The organism is Nonomuraea sp. NPDC005730 (assembly GCF_040630865.1).
Classification (GTDB): domain Bacteria; phylum Actinomycetota; class Actinomycetes; order Streptosporangiales; family Streptosporangiaceae; genus Nonomuraea.
Genome location: NZ_JBEXYK010000039.1, coordinates 15041 through 33582, shown reverse-complemented (window position 1 = coordinate 33582; position 18542 = coordinate 15041). Strand labels below are relative to the sequence as shown.

Sequence of the window (18542 nt, the reverse complement as noted above, 5' to 3'; positions counted from 1 at the left end):
ACAGAGGGACGAACCCCATGAGAATCGGTGCGTCGACGGCTGCTGCCCTCGTCACCGAAATGTCCCCGCTCGTCGTCACCAACCCGGGCTTCGAGCAGGGGACCACCGGTTGGAGCTTCACCCAGGGCACCGAGGTGGTGAGGTTCCCCTGAGGTGTGGACACCTCGGACAATGGATCTTGTTCCGTGGCGGGAAGCCTTTTGGATGGCACGACCTGTGGGTGCCCGAAACTCGGCCGTCGGGGCTGACCTGGGGTTAGGCGTTCCCGATTCTTGCAGGCGTGATCGCTGTCCATGGCGTTGCGGCTGCTCTATCTGATCTTCGTCCAACTCGTGGGTTGGGTGGTGCTGCAAGGTCGTTCGCAGAGGTCGGAAGACGCGGAGATCCTCGTCTTGCGTCATCAGCTCGCGGTGTTGCGTCGGCAGGTGGGAAGGCCCTGGCCGTCGTGGGCGGATCGGGCGGTGATCGCGGATTGCCGGGGAATTCGCGGCTCTGGTCTACCGGGTGTGAGCCTCCACGGTGTGGCTGATTTTGGGGCAGGCCGGCATCGACCCAGCGCCGCGGCGCATGGGACCGACCTGGAGTGAGTTCCTGCGTGCTCAGGCCACGGGGATCTTGGCGTGCGACGTCTTCCACTGTGACACCGTGCTGTTCAAGCGCCTGTATTGCCTGGTCGTCATGGAGCTGAGCAGCCGCCGGGTGCACGTGCTTGGCGTCATCGAGCATCCGACCGGGCCGTGGATTGCGCGGCAGGCCAGGAACCTGATGATCGACTGGGGGACAGGGTGGAGGGGGTCAGGTTCCTCATCCGCGATCGGGATACGAAGTTCACCACCATGTTCGACGAAGTCTTCACGGCCGAGGGCATCGGCATCCTCAAGAGGCCGCCCCGGGCTCCGCGGACCAACGCGTTCGCCGAACGCTGGATAGGCGGCTTGCGCCGAGAACTCCTTGACCGGATCCTCATCGTCAACGCCCGCCACTTACGTCGCGTGCTGGCTGCCTATGAGACCCATTTCAATGAGCACCGGCTGGCGCGATGGCTGGACGCAGTCAGCGGCCCCACCGAGACCGAGGACGGCCTCGTGCACCACTGAAGTGAACCTGGGACGGCCGCCACGCGTACCCAAGCACGGCTGCTCTGCCATCGGCAGCGCCCGGGCAGGTTGCGCGCGTCCTACCTGACGTTCCTGGGGTGGTCCTGGCCGTACTCACGATCTTCACGTTCGTGCCGAGCGGCACCGCGGCCGTCCACCAACATGGAGACCGGCCGGTCATCGGCCTGCCCCTCGCCTGCGACATCTCTCCTGTGACTGATCTCCGGACCTTACTGCACAGTCATTGCAACTACTTCTATTATGCAGTTATGGGAGTCGACGCCTCGAATCGCGCTACGCGCCGCATGGCGTCCTCATCCGTGACGCCGAGGCGGATCTGGTCATGTGTCATCTATGTGGGAGATGGTTCCGCTCGCTCGACTCACATGTACGAGCCCACAAGATGACTGCCGATGAGTATCGCGCCGCCTTCGGCCTGTTCCGTTCCAAGGCGCTGTCCTCCAGGAAGTACTCCACCACTCGCATGGCGGGCTCCGGCGAGCTGGCCGCCGCCGAGCGGGTGGTGGCCGAGCGCCGTGAACTGGCCGCCGGGCGGACGACCCGTACGACCGCGGCCGAGCAGCGGCTGAGCCAGGCGGTGCGTGCTCGCGGATTCGCCACCACGGGTACGGGGCTGCGCACTCTCTGCCTCGAACGACCCACAAGCCTGGAAGCCCTCACCGCCGAGCTGGGAGTCGGTCGCCAAGTTCTGCGCCGGGCACTGTCGGCCCATGCCATCCCCATACGCCCGACCGGCTTGAACACCGCCCAAGGCCGTCGGACCCGGATCGCCCTGATGTTCGCGGAGGCCGCCGCGCGGGTGCGTACTCCCGATCTGTTCGCCTGGCTGTGCGCACGCCGCCGGGCGGGATGGTCTCTGGCGCGGATCGCGGCCGCGCTGGACCGCAGCGTCCCCTGGGTGAGAGATCGCCCTGCCGACATGGGACCGGTGGACGACGCGGCCCCCTCCGCCGCACGGACCGCTCGGGCATGAACGGCGACATGGAGAACACCCTGACCCGCCTCGGCCTGCGCCGGACCATCCCCCGTCTGACCATCCTGGACATCCTGGCCGAAGCAGGGACGCATCTCAGTGTCCCGTGCCTGCACCGGCGGGTGGCCGGTACCTTTCCCACGGTGAACGTCTCCACCGTCTACCGGAACGTGCGGGTGATGAGCGAGCGCGGCGTTCTGCACAGCGTCGAGCACGGCGGCGAGACGCTCTTCGGGCTGGCCACGACGCCGCATCACCACCTGCTCTGCGACGACTGCGGCCTGCTGACCGAGGTGCCCGCCGACCGGCTCGATCCGGCGCTGGCGCTGGCATTGGGCGGCGCGGACTTCGAGATGGTGAGCACCGACCAACTCCTGCGGGGCCGGTGCCGGCGCTGTCGGCATGCCTCCCGAGACGTGAGCTAGTTGCGGGGCTATTGTTGTTGCGAGATTTACGCAATTAGGAACCGTGAAGGAGAGATAGCTCATGGGTGAGTACACCCTTCCGGACATGCCCTATGACTACGCGGCGCTGGAGCCCGCGATCACCGGCGAGATTCTTGAACTGCACCACGCCAAGCATCACGCCGCCTACGTCAAGGGCGCCAACGACACCCTCGACCGGCTGGCCGAGGCCCGCGACAAGGGCGAGTTCGGCGGCCTGGTCGGGCTGGAGAAGACGTTCGCGTTCAACCTGTCCGGGCACGTCCTGCACACGATCTTCTGGCAGAACCTGTCACCCGACGGCGGCGACCGCCCCGACGGCGAACTGGGCGACGCGATCACCGAGCACTTCGGCTCCTTCGAAGCCTTCAAGAAGCAGCTCACCACCGCCACCGCGACCGTCCAGGGCTCCGGGTGGGGCGTGCTGGCCTGGGAGCCGCTCGGCCGCCGCCTGGTCGTCGAGCAGGTCTACGACCACCACGGCAACATCGGCATGAACACCACCCCGCTGCTCGTCTTCGACGCCTGGGAGCACGCCTACTACCTGCAGTACCGCAACGTGCGCCCCGACTACGTCGAGAAGCTGTGGGGCCTGATCAACTGGAACGACGTGATCGCCCGCTACGACGCCGCCCGCGGCGCGTAGCCCTCATGCCGGCGACGCCCGCCCGGCCCGAGCTTGGTCCGCGGGGCCAGGCGGGCGCCGCCCCCTTCACCATCCGCCTCATCATGCCGCACGAGGTGGACCGCATCCTGACCGGCGTGGCCGACGCCGCGGGCGAGGTCTTCACCCGCCTGCCATGGGCCGAGCCTCCCGAGGAAGCCCGCACGGTCGCCGGCCGCTTGGCCGCGGACGCGCAGGTGCCCGGATTCACCCTGGTGGCCGCCCTTCACGGCGATCAGATCCACGGCTTCGCCTACGGCGTGCGCTGCTCCCGGCTCGCCCTCCTCGCCTCCCGCCTGCCGCACGGCGACTTCACCCTCAAGGAACTGGCCGTCCTGCCCACAGCGCGCGGATGCGGGCTCGGCATGAGATTGCACGACGCGGTCCTGTCCTCCGCGCCCGCCACGCCTTGGTGGCTCGCCACGCATCCGCGGGCAGCCGCAGCTCTCGGTTTGTATCGACACCGCGGCTGGCGCGTGGCCGCGATCCGCAAACACCAGGACCGCACGAGACTCATCATGGTGCACGAGGCCGGATGACGGCCTGCCGTGCCAGGCCGGCAGGAGCCGAACATGCCAGATGAGCAATGGCTCGCGGGCTCCGTTCAGCGGCTGCCGGGCGGCGGAGGCATGCGTGAAGCCGACACCCAGGTCCAGCTATTGCAAAAATATTGCAATAACAATAAAGTCGCTTTAAGGTCGCCGCATGAAGCGGAGATCAGCACTGCTCGGGACGATGCTCTTGGCGCTCACCGCCTGTTCGGCCCCGACAGAGTCCACGACGCCGAAGGCGCAGGACACCGTCGTACTCGGCCTGGGCTCGGAGCCGGACTCGCTCAGCCCGGTGCTCGGGTACGCGCCGGACGGCGGGGCGCTTCTCTACGACGGGCTGGTCCGCCGCACCCCGGACCTGAAGCTGCAACCCGCCCTGGCGGAGGCGCTGCCGGAGGTCAAGGGCACACAGGTGACCTTCACGCTGCGCCAGGGCGTCACCTTCCACAACGGCAAGCCGCTGACCAGCGCCGATGTTGCCTACACCTACGGGCAGCTGCTCAAGCCGGCCAACAACTCACCGATCCGCGGCGACTACGCCGCCATCGAGAAGGTGGACGCGCCGGACGCGCGCACGGTCGTGTTCCGGCTGAAATACCCCTACGCGGCGATCCTGCAGCGCGCCACGCTCGGCATCGTGCCGGACGGGACGGACCTGAAGGCCAATCCGGTCGGGACGGGACCGTACACGTTCGTGTCGTGGACCAAGGGCGACAAGATCACGCTGAAGGCCAACGGCCGCTACTGGGGCCCCAAGCCCGCGATCAAGAAGCTGGTGCTGGCGTACGCCGCCGACGACAACGCGCGGGCCACCCGCATGGCGGCCGGCGAGTTCACCGCCACCGAGCTGCCGCCCAAGGCGGTGGCGCAGTTCAGGAACCAGCAGGGCGTGACGGTGTACGAAGCGCCCAGCGCCGACTACCGGGGCGTGATGTTCCCGCTGGAGCAGCCCGTCACCGGCGACCTGGCCATCCGCAAGGCGCTGAACCTGGCCATGGACCGGGCGGCGATGGTCACCGCGATCCTGGCCGGCGCGGGCAGCCCGGCCTTCGGACCGGTCGCGCCCGGCACCGAGTGGCACAACGCCGCTGTGAACGGTTCGCCCGCGCCGGACCGGGCCAAGGCCATCGAGGTCCTGGAGGCGGCCGGGTGGAAGGCGGGCGCCGACGGCATCAGGGCCAAGGACGGCACGCCTGCCCGGTTCACGCTCATGTACCCGGCGGGGGACTCGCTGCGCAAGGAGCTGGCGCTGGCCATGGTCTCGGACGCCAAGCGGATCGGCATCGACGTCCGGCTCGCCGCCCTGGACTGGGACGCCATCTACCCGCGCATGGCCAAGGACGCGCTGATCATGGGCTGGGGCAGCCCGTACGACCCGGACTACATCAACTACGAGCTGTTCCACTCCTCCTACATCGGGCAGGGCTCTTTCAACCCGGGCCACTACAAGGTGCCCGAGGTGGACAAGCTGCTCGACACCGGCCGGCAATCGTCCGACCCGGCCGCGCGCAAGAAGGCCTACGACGCCTTCCAGCAGCGCATCAGCGACGACCACGTGTGGGTCTACCTGGTCTTCCTCAAGCACACCTACGTCGTACGAGGAAACTGGTCGGGCATCACGGTCGGCGTGGAGGCACACGAGCACGCCACCGGCGGGCTGTTCAACACCGTGCCGGAGTGGAAGCCCGCCTCGTGACCTGGCTGAGGATCGTGGCCTGGCGGCTAGCATTCGCGGTGCCGCTGCTGCTGGCGGTGACGTTCGCGATGTTCGCCCTGGCCAAGGCGTCGCCCTTCGACCCGGTACGGCAGTACCTGGGCGAGCGGGCGATGGTCACCGACCCGCAGATCATGGCCGAGATCCGGGCGAACTGGGGGCTGGACCGTCCACTGATCGAGCAGTACGCCGCCTGGCTGGGCCACTTGCTCCGCGGCGACCTGGGAGAGTCGCGGTCGTTGCGGTTGCCGGTGGCCCAGGTGATCGGCGAACGGCTGGGCTGGACGCTGCTGGTCGTCGGTTGTGCCCTGGTGCTGATGCTGGCGGCCGGGCTGGCCGTCGGGACGCTGGCCGCCTGGCGGCGTGACTCCTGGCTGGACCGGCTGGTCAGCGGGACCGCGTTCGCCAACGAGGCCGCGCCGGTGTTCTGGGTGGGGCTGCTGGTGATCTGGCTGTTCGCGGTCAAGCTCGGCTGGCTGCCCGCCGGGGGGCTGACCGACGCCGCCTCCACCACGGTCACGTTGCCGGACCTGGCCCGGCACCTGGTGCTGCCCGTGGCCGTGCTGGCGTTCTCGCAGTCGTCGTGGCTGCTGCTGTTCGTACGGGAATCGGTGATCGGGGTGCTGCGCGAGGACTTCGTCACCGGAGCACGGGCGCGCGGGCTGCGAGAACGGACAGTGCTGCTGCGGCACGCGCTGCGGTCGGCGCTGCTGCCGTTCATCACCATCATGGGGGCGCGGGTGCCGGAACTGGTGACAGGAGCGATCCTGGTCGAGGCGGTGTTCTCGTGGCCGGGGGTCGCTGGGACCACGATCAAGGCCGCGCTGGCGGTGGACTTCCCGCTGCTGGCCGCGCTCACCCTGCTGGCCACGATCGCCGTCCTGCTGGGCAACCTGCTGGCCGACCTCGCCTACACGGTCGCCGACCCGCGCGTACGCGTGCTGGGGGTGAGCTGATGACCGCCCCACGCACCAAGACGTGGCGACGGGCCGGGACGACGGGAGGCGTCCGGCTTGCTCGCCGGTCCGCCCGCCGCCGTCCCCTTGCCTTGGTCGTCCTGGCGGTGCTGGTGCTGGCCGTGGTGCTGGTGCCATTGATCATCCGGCTGGACCAGCAACTGGTCGACCTGCGCGCGGCCGGCCTGCCGCCCTCGCTGTCGCACCCGTTCGGCACCGACGAGGTCGGCAGGGACGTGCTGCTCCGCTCCATCTACGGACTGCGCGTCTCACTGCTGGTCGGCCTGGTCGCCGCAGTGGTCAGCGTGACCATCGGCGGTCTGGTCGGGCTGGCCGCGGGCGCGGCGGGCGGCCCGGTCGACCGGCTGCTGATGCGCGTGGTCGATGGCGTCAACTCGATACCGCACCTGCTGCTCGGCATCTTCATCGTGGCCCTGTTCGCACCCAGCGCCATCGCGGTGATCGTGTCCGTGGCGGTCACCCACTGGACCACCGCCGCCCGCATCGTCCGCTCCGAGGTGCTGTCGCTGCGCGGGCGGCCGTTCATCGACGCCGCCGTCTCCGGTGGCTCGTCCCGGCTGCGCGTCGTCCGGCGGCACCTCCTGCCCAACCTGGCGCCACACCTGTTGCTGGCCACCGTTCTGATGGTCCCGCACGCCATCTGGCACGAGACCGCGCTCAGCTTCCTCGGCCTTGGCCTGCCCGCCCACCTGGCCTCACTCGGCAACATGATCAACGACGGGCAGCGGTCCCTGCTGGCCGGAGACTGGTGGTCCAGCCTGTTCCCAGGGCTGCTCATCCTGACCCCCACGCTGGCGATCTACGCGCTGGCCCAGCACCTGCGCGACCGCGCCAACCCCCGCTGGCGATCGGAGCTGGCCCTGTGAAGCTGCACGTCGAAGGGCTGTCGGTACGTTTCCACATCCCCGGCGCCGTCGTCCAGGCGGTCACCGACGCCCACTTCACCCTGGAACAGGGCCGCTGCCTGGCACTGGTCGGCGAGTCCGGCTGCGGCAAGTCCGTGATGGCCCACGCGCTGCTCGGCCTGCTGCCCGCCAACGCCACCGTCACCGGCCACGCCTGGCTCGACTCCCTCGACCTGATCGCCGCACCCGAGAAGACCCTCGCCCGGCAGGTACGCGGGCGCCGGATCGGGCTCATCCCGCAAAGCCCGGCCGCTCACCTCACCCCCGTCCGCACCGCCCGCGCCCAGCTCGCCGAGACGTTGCGCGAGCTCGGCCGTGCCGACTCCCCAGACGAGCTCGCCCGGCGCGCCGGGCTGCGGCCCACCGACCTCGACCGCTACCCGCACCAGCTGTCCGGCGGCATGGCCCAGCGCGTCGCCAACGCCCTCGCCCTGGCCGGGGATCCGCCGCTGCTGCTCGCCGACGAGCCCACCACCGGCCTGGACCGCCCGCTCGTGGACGCCACCATGGCCGAGCTGCGGCGGCTGTGCGACGAGGGTCGAGCCGTCCTCCTCATCACCCACGACCTGCGCGCCGCCGAACAGGTCGCCGACGACATCGCCGTCATGTACGCCAGTCGCATCGTCGAACTCTCCTCCGCCCAGTCGTTCTACGACGGCCCCCGACACCCGTACGCGCAGGGCCTGCTGGACGCGCTGCCCACCCGCGCCTTCACCCCGATCCCCGGCCAGCCGCCCGAGCTCACCCGGCTCCCCGCCGGCTGCGCCTTCCAGCCGCGCTGCCCACGCGCCACCGCGCTCTGCGAGGAGCAGCCCGTCCTGAACGAAGTGGCCTGCCACCATGCTTGATGCCTCCGCCATCACCCTCTTCTACGGCCGCCACCAGGTCCTGGACGACGTGTCCCTGACCGTCCACCCCGGCCGGACGCTCGGCCTTGCCGGGCCCAGCGGATGCGGCAAGTCCACGCTCGCCCGCGTGCTGGCCCTGCTGCTGCGCCCCTCCGGCGGCACGGTCACCCTCGACGGGCAGCCGATCACCCGCTGGCGGCACCGCGCCCCGCAGCGCACCTCGATCGGCCTGATCTTCCAGCAGCCCCGGCTCGCCGTCGACCCCCGCTTCACCCTGCTGGACGTGATCGCCGAGCCGCTGCGCGCCGCCCGCCGCCCTCTGGACCGGGCCTACGAGCTGGCCGAGGAGATGGGCCTGACCGGCGAGCTGTTCACCCGCCGCCCGCACGAGGTGTCCGACGGCCAGCTCCAGCGCGCCTGCGTCGCCCGCGCCCTGGCCCGCGAACCCCGCTACCTCATCTGCGACGAGATGACCACGATGCTCGACGCCTCCACCCAGGCCCACCTCGTCGCCAGGATCGAGACCTACCGCGAGCGAACAGGCGCCGGCGTCCTGGCCATCAGCCACGACGCCGTGCTCCTCGACCGCTGGTCAGGGGGAAACGTCCGGACTTGGCAAGAGACGGCGGCGGACGAACTCGGTGACCAGTCCGCAGCCTTGCCGTAGGGCCGCGCACAGCGGTTCTCCTCCACCGTGATCGTGTATCACGCGACGTGCGGGTCGCCGTGGAAGACGGCGACCTCCCCAATGTGGGCCAGCTAGGTGGCGAATCCGCCGGTCTGCTCCACCGCGGCCCGCAGCGCCTGCACAGTGTGAGTCTGCACCACGAGCGCCAGCAACAGTTCGCCGCTGCCTGGTATGGAACGAACGCCATCTTCGGCACGCCCTGCGGGAGTACGAACGCTTCTACAACCAGCACCGAGCCCACCAAGCCCTGAACCAAGCAGCCCCGCTGCGTCCCGTCCCGTGACCCGATCACTGATCCCGGACGAATCATCGACCTGAACATACGCCGACGAGACCGGCTCGGCGATCCTCCACGAATACTCACATGCCGCTTGACCTGCATGGATGGAATTATCGGCAGGCGCAGTGGTCAAGCGCAGTACCGCGCTATGACGTACCGATGCGGCTGAGGCTCGTCTCGATCGTGGTGATGTGGCGTTGAAGTGGGTCTTGCCAGCCGTGTGCCGGGTCGCCACGATGAGGGACGGAGGAAGGTCCGTTGGGGTTGGTGCCGGTGTGTAGACGGATGCAGCGCATGCCGATTTGACGCACGTGGTCACCGATGTGGAAGCGCTGCCTGCTTGAGCGGCAGCCGGTTTTGACGGGGCGCGCCTATGACAGAGCCCGCAGCATCCGGCGAGTTCCTCGTCACCCTCGGCACCAGGACCTTCGACCCGTTGGAGGAGCAGGGCCGACGTCGCACGCGTCTGGCACCCGCTCCGCGGCGAGGCCGCGGCGCCCCCGATCCCGCGCAGACCCGCATCGTGCAGTTCTGGCGCTCGCTGGTGGCCGGCGACATGGCCCGGCTGCAGGCTGAGCACGGTCTGGCGCTCACCGCGTACGTGCCGAACCTCGCGTATGTCGAGCGGATCGACGGCACCACGGTGCGCCGCCTGCGCGCCGACCTCCTCGTGCGCGCCGTGACTCACTACCTGCCCGCCTACAAGCTCGCGCCCGGTCTCGAGCAGCAGGCGCGCCGACCTGACGGCACATTTGAGCTCACCGCGCTGCTGTTCGACGGCGCCGACACCAACGTCGTCGCCACCCTGCTGAACGACGTCGGCGCACGCGACGTCGCGCTCTCCGACCCGCGCGCGATCGGTGGCCTGCCGCGCGCCGAGTTCGTCCTCGATACGCTCCAGCCGGTGCTGCGCCGGATCACGGATCTCGACGACGTCCGCTTCGTCTCCGCGGCCCCGCAGATCGTCTCCGACGACGTGCCGGCGTCGTCGGTGATCCAGTCCGGGACGGAGGGCGGGCACCAGATCTGGGACCGCGGTCTGCATGGTGAAGGGCAGATCATCGGCATCCTCGATAGTAGCCCCGTCGACATCAACCACGAATTCTTCCGCGGCGCCGCGCCGAACACGCCCGGCCCGGCGCACCGCAAAGTCGTCCAGATCCGCCAGCTCGCCGCGGGCGAGGCCCCGGCGCGGCACGGGACGGTGGTGGCGGGGTGCGCCGTCGGTGACCACCGGACCCAGCCCGGTGGTCACAACAACCGCGGGATGGCCTGGGCAGCGCGCATGACGTCATCGACGCACGCCATGCGCCGGGCGAACGGTCTGATCGCCGAGCTCAACGCGGCGATGGTGGCCGGTGCCTTCATCCACTCCAACTCCTGGCACGACGGGAGCCACGGCGCGGGCAACCCCGCCCCGTACACGGCCATCGACGTCGACGCTGACACCTTCGCCTACACCAATGAGGACCACCTCCTCCTCGGGTCCTCGGGCAACGCGAACGAGGAGCAGGGCCCTCCGGGGACGTCGAAGAACACGGCGTGCGTGTCGGCGGCCACGGACGGCGATGAGCCGGCGGTCCTCGGCGACGGGAACAACGGGCCCACCCTGGACGGCCGCACCAAGCCCGACGTCGTCGCCGTCGGCACCAATGTGACGTCCGCACTGTTCGGCACGGCCGAGGGCACCCACACCGGCACCAGCACGAGTCGTGCGACGCCGCACGCGGCGGGGGCGGCCGCACTCATCCGGCAATACTTCACCGAGGGCTGGTACCCGACGGGCGAGAAGATCGCCGGCAACGCCGTCCAGCCCACCGGATCGCTGCTCAAGGCAGCGCTGGTGGCCTCGACCGTCGACATGCCCGGGATCGCAGGGTTCCCCAACGACACCGAGGGCTGGGGCCTCATCCGGCTGCAGAACCTGCTGTTCTTCCGAGGCGCCCGTCGCCGCCTGTCGGTGTTCGACGTCCGCCACGCGGTGGGGCCGACGCAGGGCGACCTCCGCACGCACCACGTCACCGTCGAGGACGACGCCGAGGAGCTCCGGGTAGTGCTCGTCTGGGCCGACCCGCCCGGGACGCCGGGCGTGCCCCTGCCACAGGTCAACGACCTGGACCTGATCGTCACCGCGCCGAGCGGCGCCACTTTCCGCGGGAACCAGTTCCTCAACGGTGTGTCAGACCCGAACCACCAGAATCTCTCTGACTCGCTCAACAACGTCGAGGTCGTCCGCGTGCGCAACCCCGAGGTCGGGCGCTGGACCGTTGCCGTCCGCGCGTTCACGGTCCAGGTCGCCGCCAACGGCGGGCGCCAGGGCTACGCCGTCGTGGTCTGCGCCGCCCTGAAGTCCAAGTGCTTCGTCGCCGGCACCGTCTATCAGGACCCCGACCACATCGACGTGTGCGCGCTGCGCGACTGGCGCGACCGCAACCTCGCCCGACTCACCGGAGCCGGCCTGGCCATGCGCGCGCTCGTGCGGGCCTACGCCGTGCTCGGCCCCGTCGCGGCCGTCGTCGTCGAGAGGTTCCCGGCCGTGCGCGGCCCGCTGCGAACCCACGTGCTCCACCGCCTCGCGCGCCGGGTCGACCTCTATCGCGCCGCCCGTCACGAGCCGGGTCAGGAGGTGCCGCGATGGCGATGACCGTGGAGACGCTCACGCTCGAGATGGCCCGCGCGTTGGAGCCGCTGCGCGACCGCTTGGCGGCCGGCGAGATCCAGACCCTGTTCGCCGAGCTCGGCCTGCCCGCGCCCGACGTCGTCCTGGGCGCACCGGGCGTGATCGCCGCCGTCGGCGACACCGTCGAGGAGCTCGGCGCCCTGCGGCCGCGCATCGAGGAGCTCGCCGATGCGATCGAGACCGAGAATGTCGAGGCGATCGTTGCGGCGCTCGCCGCCCTGGCGCCGTTGACCCGGGCCGTCGTTGCCGCCGTCGGCGCGGTTGGGTCGGCCGTCCAGGCTGCGGCCTCGGGCGCCGGACCAGCGCGCGCCGAGCTTGAGGCGTTCGGCACTGCGCTGCCCGAGCGGCTGGTGGGCTATGCGGTTTCTACCTATCTCGAGCGCGAGCACCCCGTGCTGAGCAGCGTGTTCGGCCTGCTGGGCATCGTCGAGCTCACCGAGCACGCGACCACCGCGAACGCGCCGGCGCACGTGGAGCGACGCGTGCGCTTCGACCTGCTCGGGCCGTTCCTCGACGATCCCGTGGCGGCGCTCGCGAGGATCTATGGCTGGGGCTCGCCCGACTTCGACTGGGACCTGCTGCTACGCCGCCTGGCCCGGTTCGCCACGATGACCTCGGGCTTCGCGTTTGTGCAGCCGGACCCCGAGGGCGGCCCTCCGGTGCTGAGGATCGGGTTCGTGGACATCGGCCGCACCGACGACCCCGTGCCCGGCCTGCGCGCCGCGCTGCGCGTCGAGTTCGACGAGCAGGTCGACGTCGAGGTGCCGGTGCGTCCGGGGCTGGACCTGGAGCTCGGGCTCGAGGTCGGGCTTGAGGGGGGCACGGCGATCGACCTGCTTCCACCGGGCGATCTGCGCGTCGACCCGCCGAGCGTGGCCGTCGAAGGCCGCGTGCGCCTGGGCGTCGGCGCGACCGGACCCGACGGAGGGCCGCTGACCCTGTTCGGCCTGGCGGGCAGCTCGGGCATCTTCGCCGGCCGGGTCCGGGCGAGCGTGGGCGCCGACCTCACCTGGGACATCGGCTCCGGCACGGCCGACGCCGAGTTCGTCATCGAGGTCGCGGTCGAGGACGGCGAGCTCGTCATCGACCTGTCGGACGCCGACGGGTTCCTCGCCGCGATCCTGCCCAAGGGCGGGATCCGCGTCGGGTTGGACGTGCTGGCCGGATTCTCCAGCGACCGCGGCGTCTACTTCGAGGGCGGCGCGGCGCTCGCCGTCGATATCCCCATGGACCTTGACCTGGGGCCGATCCGGATCCAGATGCTGCATCTCGGGCTCGGCGTCGGCGGCGACGGGCTGCGGCTCGAGGCCTCGGGCGCGATCTCCGCCACGCTCGGCCCGTTCGCCATGGCCGTTGAGCGCATGGGCACGCAAGCCGTGCTGTCGTTCCCACCGGGCGGCGGCAACCTCGGCCCGGCGAACGTGGGCTTCGAGTTCAAGCCGCCGTCGGGCATCGGGCTCTCGCTCGACGCCGGCATCGTCAAGGGCGGCGGGTTCCTGTTCTTCGACACCGAGGCGGGCGAGTACGCGGGCGTGCTCGAGCTGTCGTTCGCGTCGGTGTCGATCAAGGCGATCGGCATCCTCACGACCAAGCTGCCCGGCGGTGCCGAGGGCTGGGCGCTGCTGCTGCTGGTGTTCGGCGAGTTCACTCCCGTCCAGCTCGGGTTCGGTTTCACGCTCAACGGCGTTGGCGGCATCATCGGCCTGCAGCACGGCGTGTCGATCCAGGCGCTGCAAGACGGGCTGCGCACCGGCGTCGTCGACGCGGTGCTCTTCCCCCGCGACCCGGTGGCCAACGCACCCGCCCTGCTCGGCCGACTCCGTGCGGTCTTCCCTCTCGTGCCCCGCGCCCTGACCGTGGGACCTGCGCTCACGCTCGGCTGGAGCACGCCCGCGCTCGTCACGCTCAAGCTCGGCCTCATCCTGCAGCTGGACAACGTGCTCGGATCCGGGCCCGGCCAGCCGTCATTCAGCCGCATCGTGCTGCTGGGCCAGCTCAAGGTCCAGATCCCTCCGGTCGACGAGCTGGGCATCGATGCACCCGCTCTCGTCCAGCTCCAGGTCGACGTCGTAGGGGCCTACGACACGACGGCGCAGGAGCTGTCGATCGACGCCGTTCTGCGTGACTCGCACATCGCGAGCCTGCCCGTCCAGGGCTCGATGGTGGTACGCGCGCGATTCGGAGCCGACCCGACGTTCCTGCTCGCCGTCGGAGGGTTCCACCCGCGCTTCACCGATCTGCCGCCCGGCATCCCGCCGCAGGAGCGCGTGGGCGTCCAGCTCCACTACGGGATCGTCACCGTTCGCATCGTCGGATACGTGGCGATTACGTCCAACAGCTTCCAGACCGGCGCAGAGGCCAGCCTCGTCGCCGCGGGTGGCGGGTTCCGGATCGAGGCGTTCCTCGGGTTCGACGCGCTCTTCCTGTTCGAGCCGCGCTTCCACTTCGAGATCGACTTCCGTGTCGGCGCGGCGGTCAAGTACAAGAGCATCAGCCTCGCCTCGCTCACGGTGCGGGGCTCGCTCACCGGCCCGGGGCGGTGGGAGGTCGAGGGGCACGCCACGATCTCCCTGCTGTTCTTCGACGTCGGCATCGACTTCGAGGTCGCGTGGGGCGAGGCCGACGCACCCGCGCTGCCCACCGTCGCCGTCGGGCCGCTCCTGCGCGACGCCCTGTCCCAGCGCGGGGCGTGGCACGCCGAGCTGCCCGGCTCCGACCCGCTCGTGAGCCTGCGGACCGTCGATGCGGGGGACGACGTCGTCGCGCACCCGCTCGGCAGCCTCATCGCCACGCAGAAGGTGGTGCCGCTTGGGCAGGACGTCGTGCGGGTCGGCCGGTCCCGCCCCAACGACGGGCCGCGCTACGACATCACCCAGGTCACGGTCGGCGGCCAGCAGGAGATCCCGGGGTTCCGCGACGAGCACTTCGCACGCGCCGAGTACTTGGACCTCACCGAGGAGCAGAAGCTCTCGACGCCGTCGTTCGAGCGGTTCCGCGCGGGTATCGCCGTGTCGACGGACGCCTACGCGGTCCCCACCACGCAGGTCGCCTTCGAGCCCGAGTGGGAGACGGCCAACCTCCGCCAGGAGCAAGACATCCCCTTCACGGTCGTCCGCGCCGACGTCCTGGCGAGCCTGGCCGCTTACGGGGCGTCGGCGGCGTCGTCGTTCGGGATCGCACGCAGGCTCGCCGTCGACGACGCGCGCATCGCCGTCGTGCCCGGCGCCTTCGGTGTCGCGACCGAGAGCGCGCCGACCGCGTCGGCCACCGCGCCCGCGACGTTCTCCGAGGCGGCCACACTCGCGGGCGGCGTCAAGGGCGGGTACGTGGCCGACATCGCCGAGCTGGCGGTGGCGCCATGACGTACCGGTTCCTGCCGTTCGTGCGCCGCGGGCTCGCGGCCCGGCTGCCGACGCCCGACCAGCTGACAGGCGACATCCCCGCGCGGGCCGGCCTCGCCGTGCGGCTCGCGCTCAACCACGGCGGGAGTGCCCAGGTCAACGTGCACGTGCACGGACCGGGCGACGTCATCGGCGTCGACCCGCGCGTCATCGTCCGCACCGACCCCGTCCGGCTGAGCCGCGACTTCCCGCCGAACCAGCTCGCGCTCCTGGAGTTCGAGGCGCCCGACCTGCCCTGGATGTTCACGCCCGCGGCCGCCGCCGCGGGCGACCGGCTCCGGCCCTGGCTCGTGCTCGTCGTCGTCAAGAAACAGCCGGGGGTCGCGATCACCGTGCGCCGCGACCGGCCGCTGCCGCAACTCCTCATCGAGGCGCCCGCGGTGCCGGCCGACGAGCTGCCCGACCTCGCCGAGTCCTGGGCGTGGGCGCACGCGCACGTGGTCGAGCAGGCCCCACCCGCGTCGGTGCCCGACCACCTGGCGCACAACCCCGACCTCAACGTCGCGCGCCTGCTGTGCCCGCGCCGGCTCGAGGACGACACCGACTACGTCGCCGCGCTCGTGCCCGCGTTCGAGTCCGGTCGCCTTGCCGGGCTCGGCCAGCAGGTGCCCGACGCCGCCACCACCGCGCCCGCCTGGGGAGGTGCCGGCGGGGTGGGGCCCACGGTCACGCTGCCCACCTACTTCCACTGGGAGTTCCGCACCGGCCCGGAGGGCGACTTCGAGCAGCTCGCGCGGCGACTGGTGCCGCGACCGGTGCCCGACACGGTCGGTCGCCGCCGGATGTCGATCGCGGCGGCCCACCCGGCGCTGCCGGACCTGCCCGAGGCGGCGCGGATCGTCGAGCTGGAGGGTGCGCTGCGCGCCCCGGAAGCCGGGTCGGGCGCCGCACTGACGCCCGCGCACGCGACCTGGGTCGCGCGGCTCGCCGAGATCCTCGACGCGCCCGCGGACCGCGTGGCCGAGGGCGCGTCGCCGGAAGCCGAGGACGTGGCCCCGCCCATCTACGGCGGGCGGCACGTACAGGCCGAGCGGCTCGTGGGCACGCCGCACCGCTGGCTAAGCGAGCTCAACACCGACCCGCGGCACCGCGCCTCGGCCGGGCTCGGCACCGAGGTCGTGCGGCTCAACCAGGAGGCATGGGTGCACGCCGCCTGGGAGCAGGTGGGCGACGTGCTCGCGGCCAACGCGCTGCTCGACCGCGCCCGGTTCCTGCAGCAGGTGCTCGACCGCGTTCACCGGCGGCACGTGCTCCCGCTGCCCGAGGACGCGCTGCTGACCTTCACCGCCACCGTGCACGCACGGGTGCTGCACGCCGGACGGGCGCTGAGCCGGCAGGTCATCCGTAGCACGGTCCCCGCGGGCGCGCTCGACGTCGGCTGCCGGCGCATGCTCTCGCCGCGCTCGACCGTCCTGGTGCGCGCCGCTCGCGCAGCCAAGCTGCGTGAGGTCGCCTCGGTTCCCGTCGCGGTGGTCGGTGAGCTCGCCCAGGGCGAGCGCTCGTTCGACCTGCTCGGGACCGTGCCCGACGGGCTCATTTCCTCGCGCCTGCTCGACCGGGTCGGGCGCGCCCCGACGGGCGAGGTCGGCGCCGAGATCGGGGCGGTGGGGCGCGTGCCGGCGCCACTCGTACGGCAACTCGCCGACGTCGCGCGGCAAGTCGCGGCCGGGCCCGCCAAGCTGCCCGTGCGCCTGCGCCCCAACCTCGCCAAGACCGGCGTGCTCCTGCCCGAGCACCTGTCCGCGATCGGCGCGGTGGCCGGCGTCGTCGCCCTGACCGGAAGCGCCGCCTCCGCGGGAACGACCTCGACCGTGTCCGGACTGGCCGCGGCGATTCTCGCGACTAGCTTGGCGCAACCCGGCGTGACCGGATTCGTGCTCGAGCCCAAGAGGCGCGGCGCCGCGCTCACCGCCATCGTGGCCCAGGGCCCGGCGGCGCCGCCGGGCCCGCTGGTCGCAGGCCTCGGGCGCGCGGTCGTGACGTCGCCAGTGGGCGGGGCAACGCCGCGCGGCGCGGCGGTGCGCGCGCAGATCGGGTTGAGCGCCGCCGGGGTGCGCGCGCTGCCGGACGTCCCTGTGGTGACGATTCCGCGCGACGGCGACGTCGTCGTCGGGAGACCGATCTTCCCGACGCCGAACGTGCCCGTGCCGGTCAAGGACGTGACCATCGTCAGCAAGTTCGTCGAGGCGTTCCAGGCCCACCGCAAGGCGATCGAGCTCACGCCCGTCTCGGTGATCCCGCCACCGTCCAAGCTCGACCTGGTCGCCGCGCGTACGACGCTCGTCGCCGCGACCGACCCGCATGACGTCGTGACGGCCCGGGCCCGGCTCGCGGTCCGGATCGGTCAGGGCGCGCTCCACCAAGGGCTCGTGGGCCGCTTCGCCCAGCTCACGCCGCTCGACCCGGTCATGGCCGCGCCGGTCATTGGAGAGCCGCTCTACCGGCCGCTCGCCAAAGCCGACCCCGACCGGTTCCTGCCCGGTCTCGGCCTGATCCCCGACAACACACTGACGCTGCTGGAGACCAACCCCCGGTTCGTCGAGGCGTTCATGGTGGGCGCCAACCACGAGATGAACCGCGAGCTGCTGTGGCGCGGCTACCCGACTGACCGACGCGGCACGCCGTTCCGGCGGTTCTGGGACCGGGGCGACGGCGGCCCCGACATCCCACCGGTCCACGAGTTCCGGAGCACCGCCATGCTGGGGACCAACGGGGGAGCGGACCTGCGAGGCTCGCTCGTGCTGCTGGTGCGCGGCCAGCTGCTGCGCCGGTTCCCGCACACCGTGCTCTACGCGGCCCCCGCACGCTTCGACGGGACCTTCGACACGTCCCCGACCGTGATCAAGGTGCCGATCTTCTGCGGCCAGGTGGACCCGGACGTGACGTTCGCGGGCTTCGAGCTCACCCGCGAAGACGTGGAACCTGCGCCCGGCTGGTACTTCGTGCTGGCCGAGCAGCCGACCGAACCGAGGTTCGGCCTCGACGTGGGCGGCTCGGGCGCGCTCACGACGTGGAGCGACCTGACCTGGGACCGCGCCGGCGTGGGGGAGGGCGAGCACCTCACGCTCGCCGCGGGCGGCCTGGGCGGGACCACGCTCCGGATCGTCGACAGCGGGCCGTCGGCCACGTTCGGCCGCACGTCCGCCGACATGGCCGCCATCACGTTCCAGCGTCCGTTCCGGGCCGTCGTGCACACCGCCGAGGTGCTCGAGGGCGTGGACGGCGGTGGGCTCGCGCAGCTGCGGCCCGTGCTGTCCAAGGCGCGGATCCTGCGCCCGATCGTGCTCCCGGGAGACTGAG

Annotated in this window: 15 protein-coding genes; all 15 read left to right on the top strand. The window is 71.2% G+C overall.

Annotation, left to right across the window (positions count from 1 at the left end; all coding sequences use genetic code 11):
• The first annotated feature begins 17 nt into the window (after window positions 1-17).
• On the top strand, window positions 18-152 hold the full coding sequence (locus tag ABZ444_RS33385; RefSeq protein WP_358005644.1) for a hypothetical protein: 135 nt from the start codon (window positions 18-20) through the stop codon (window positions 150-152).
• Window positions 153-293: 141 nt separating this feature from the next.
• Window positions 294-587 carry a hypothetical protein gene (locus ABZ444_RS33380; protein ID WP_358005641.1) on the top strand — a complete coding sequence of 98 codons (294 nt, stop codon included), beginning with the start codon at window positions 294-296 and terminating at the stop codon, window positions 585-587.
• Between the two features lie 249 nt (window positions 588-836).
• Complete coding sequence (locus ABZ444_RS33375) at window positions 837-1097, top strand: integrase core domain-containing protein (RefSeq protein WP_358005638.1); 261 nt, start codon at window positions 837-839, stop codon at window positions 1095-1097.
• 244 nt (window positions 1098-1341) lie between these two features.
• Window positions 1342-2091, top strand: a complete 750-nt coding sequence (locus ABZ444_RS33370) for a MucR family transcriptional regulator (RefSeq protein WP_358005635.1) — start codon at window positions 1342-1344, stop codon at window positions 2089-2091.
• Window positions 2088-2516, top strand: a complete 429-nt coding sequence (locus tag ABZ444_RS33365) for a Fur family transcriptional regulator (RefSeq protein WP_358005632.1) — start codon at window positions 2088-2090, stop codon at window positions 2514-2516. Before ABZ444_RS33370 ends, ABZ444_RS33365 begins: the two co-directional genes overlap by 4 nt.
• 61 nt (window positions 2517-2577) lie before the next feature.
• Window positions 2578-3180: a superoxide dismutase gene (locus ABZ444_RS33360; protein ID WP_358005629.1), complete on the top strand. Its 603-nt coding sequence runs from the start codon at window positions 2578-2580 to the stop codon at window positions 3178-3180.
• A gap of 83 nt (window positions 3181-3263) precedes the next feature.
• Entirely contained in the window at window positions 3264-3737 is a 474-nt protein-coding gene (locus ABZ444_RS33355) for a GNAT family N-acetyltransferase (protein ID WP_358005626.1), read from the top strand.
• Window positions 3738-3903: 166 nt separating this feature from the next.
• Complete coding sequence (locus ABZ444_RS33350; protein WP_358005623.1) at window positions 3904-5445, top strand: ABC transporter substrate-binding protein; 1542 nt, start codon at window positions 3904-3906, stop codon at window positions 5443-5445.
• On the top strand, window positions 5427-6419 hold the full coding sequence (locus tag ABZ444_RS33345; RefSeq protein ID WP_358005620.1) for an ABC transporter permease: 993 nt from the start codon (window positions 5427-5429) through the stop codon (window positions 6417-6419). Before ABZ444_RS33350 ends, ABZ444_RS33345 begins: the two co-directional genes overlap by 19 nt.
• A complete protein-coding gene (locus ABZ444_RS33340; protein WP_358005617.1) occupies window positions 6419-7306 on the top strand; it encodes an ABC transporter permease in 888 nt (295 codons plus the stop codon). Before ABZ444_RS33345 ends, ABZ444_RS33340 begins: the two co-directional genes overlap by 1 nt.
• Window positions 7303-8193 carry an ABC transporter ATP-binding protein gene (locus ABZ444_RS33335; protein WP_358005614.1) on the top strand — a complete coding sequence of 297 codons (891 nt, stop codon included), beginning with the start codon at window positions 7303-7305 and terminating at the stop codon, window positions 8191-8193. Before ABZ444_RS33340 ends, ABZ444_RS33335 begins: the two co-directional genes overlap by 4 nt.
• Window positions 8186-8860 carry an ATP-binding cassette domain-containing protein gene (locus ABZ444_RS33330; protein WP_358005611.1) on the top strand — a complete coding sequence of 225 codons (675 nt, stop codon included), beginning with the start codon at window positions 8186-8188 and terminating at the stop codon, window positions 8858-8860. The genes ABZ444_RS33335 and ABZ444_RS33330 overlap by 8 nt, the downstream gene beginning before the upstream one ends.
• A 737-nt stretch (window positions 8861-9597) precedes the next feature.
• Window positions 9598-11805 (top strand): S8 family serine peptidase, encoded by a 2208-nt coding sequence (locus tag ABZ444_RS33325; RefSeq protein WP_358005608.1) that lies wholly within the window; start codon window positions 9598-9600, stop codon window positions 11803-11805.
• Window positions 11796-15203, top strand: a complete 3408-nt coding sequence (locus ABZ444_RS33320; protein ID WP_358005605.1) for a DUF6603 domain-containing protein — start codon at window positions 11796-11798, stop codon at window positions 15201-15203. Before ABZ444_RS33325 ends, ABZ444_RS33320 begins: the two co-directional genes overlap by 10 nt.
• Complete coding sequence (locus ABZ444_RS33315) at window positions 15200-18541, top strand: hypothetical protein (RefSeq protein ID WP_358005602.1); 3342 nt, start codon at window positions 15200-15202, stop codon at window positions 18539-18541. The genes ABZ444_RS33320 and ABZ444_RS33315 overlap by 4 nt, the downstream gene beginning before the upstream one ends.
• Window position 18542 lies beyond the last annotated feature (1 nt).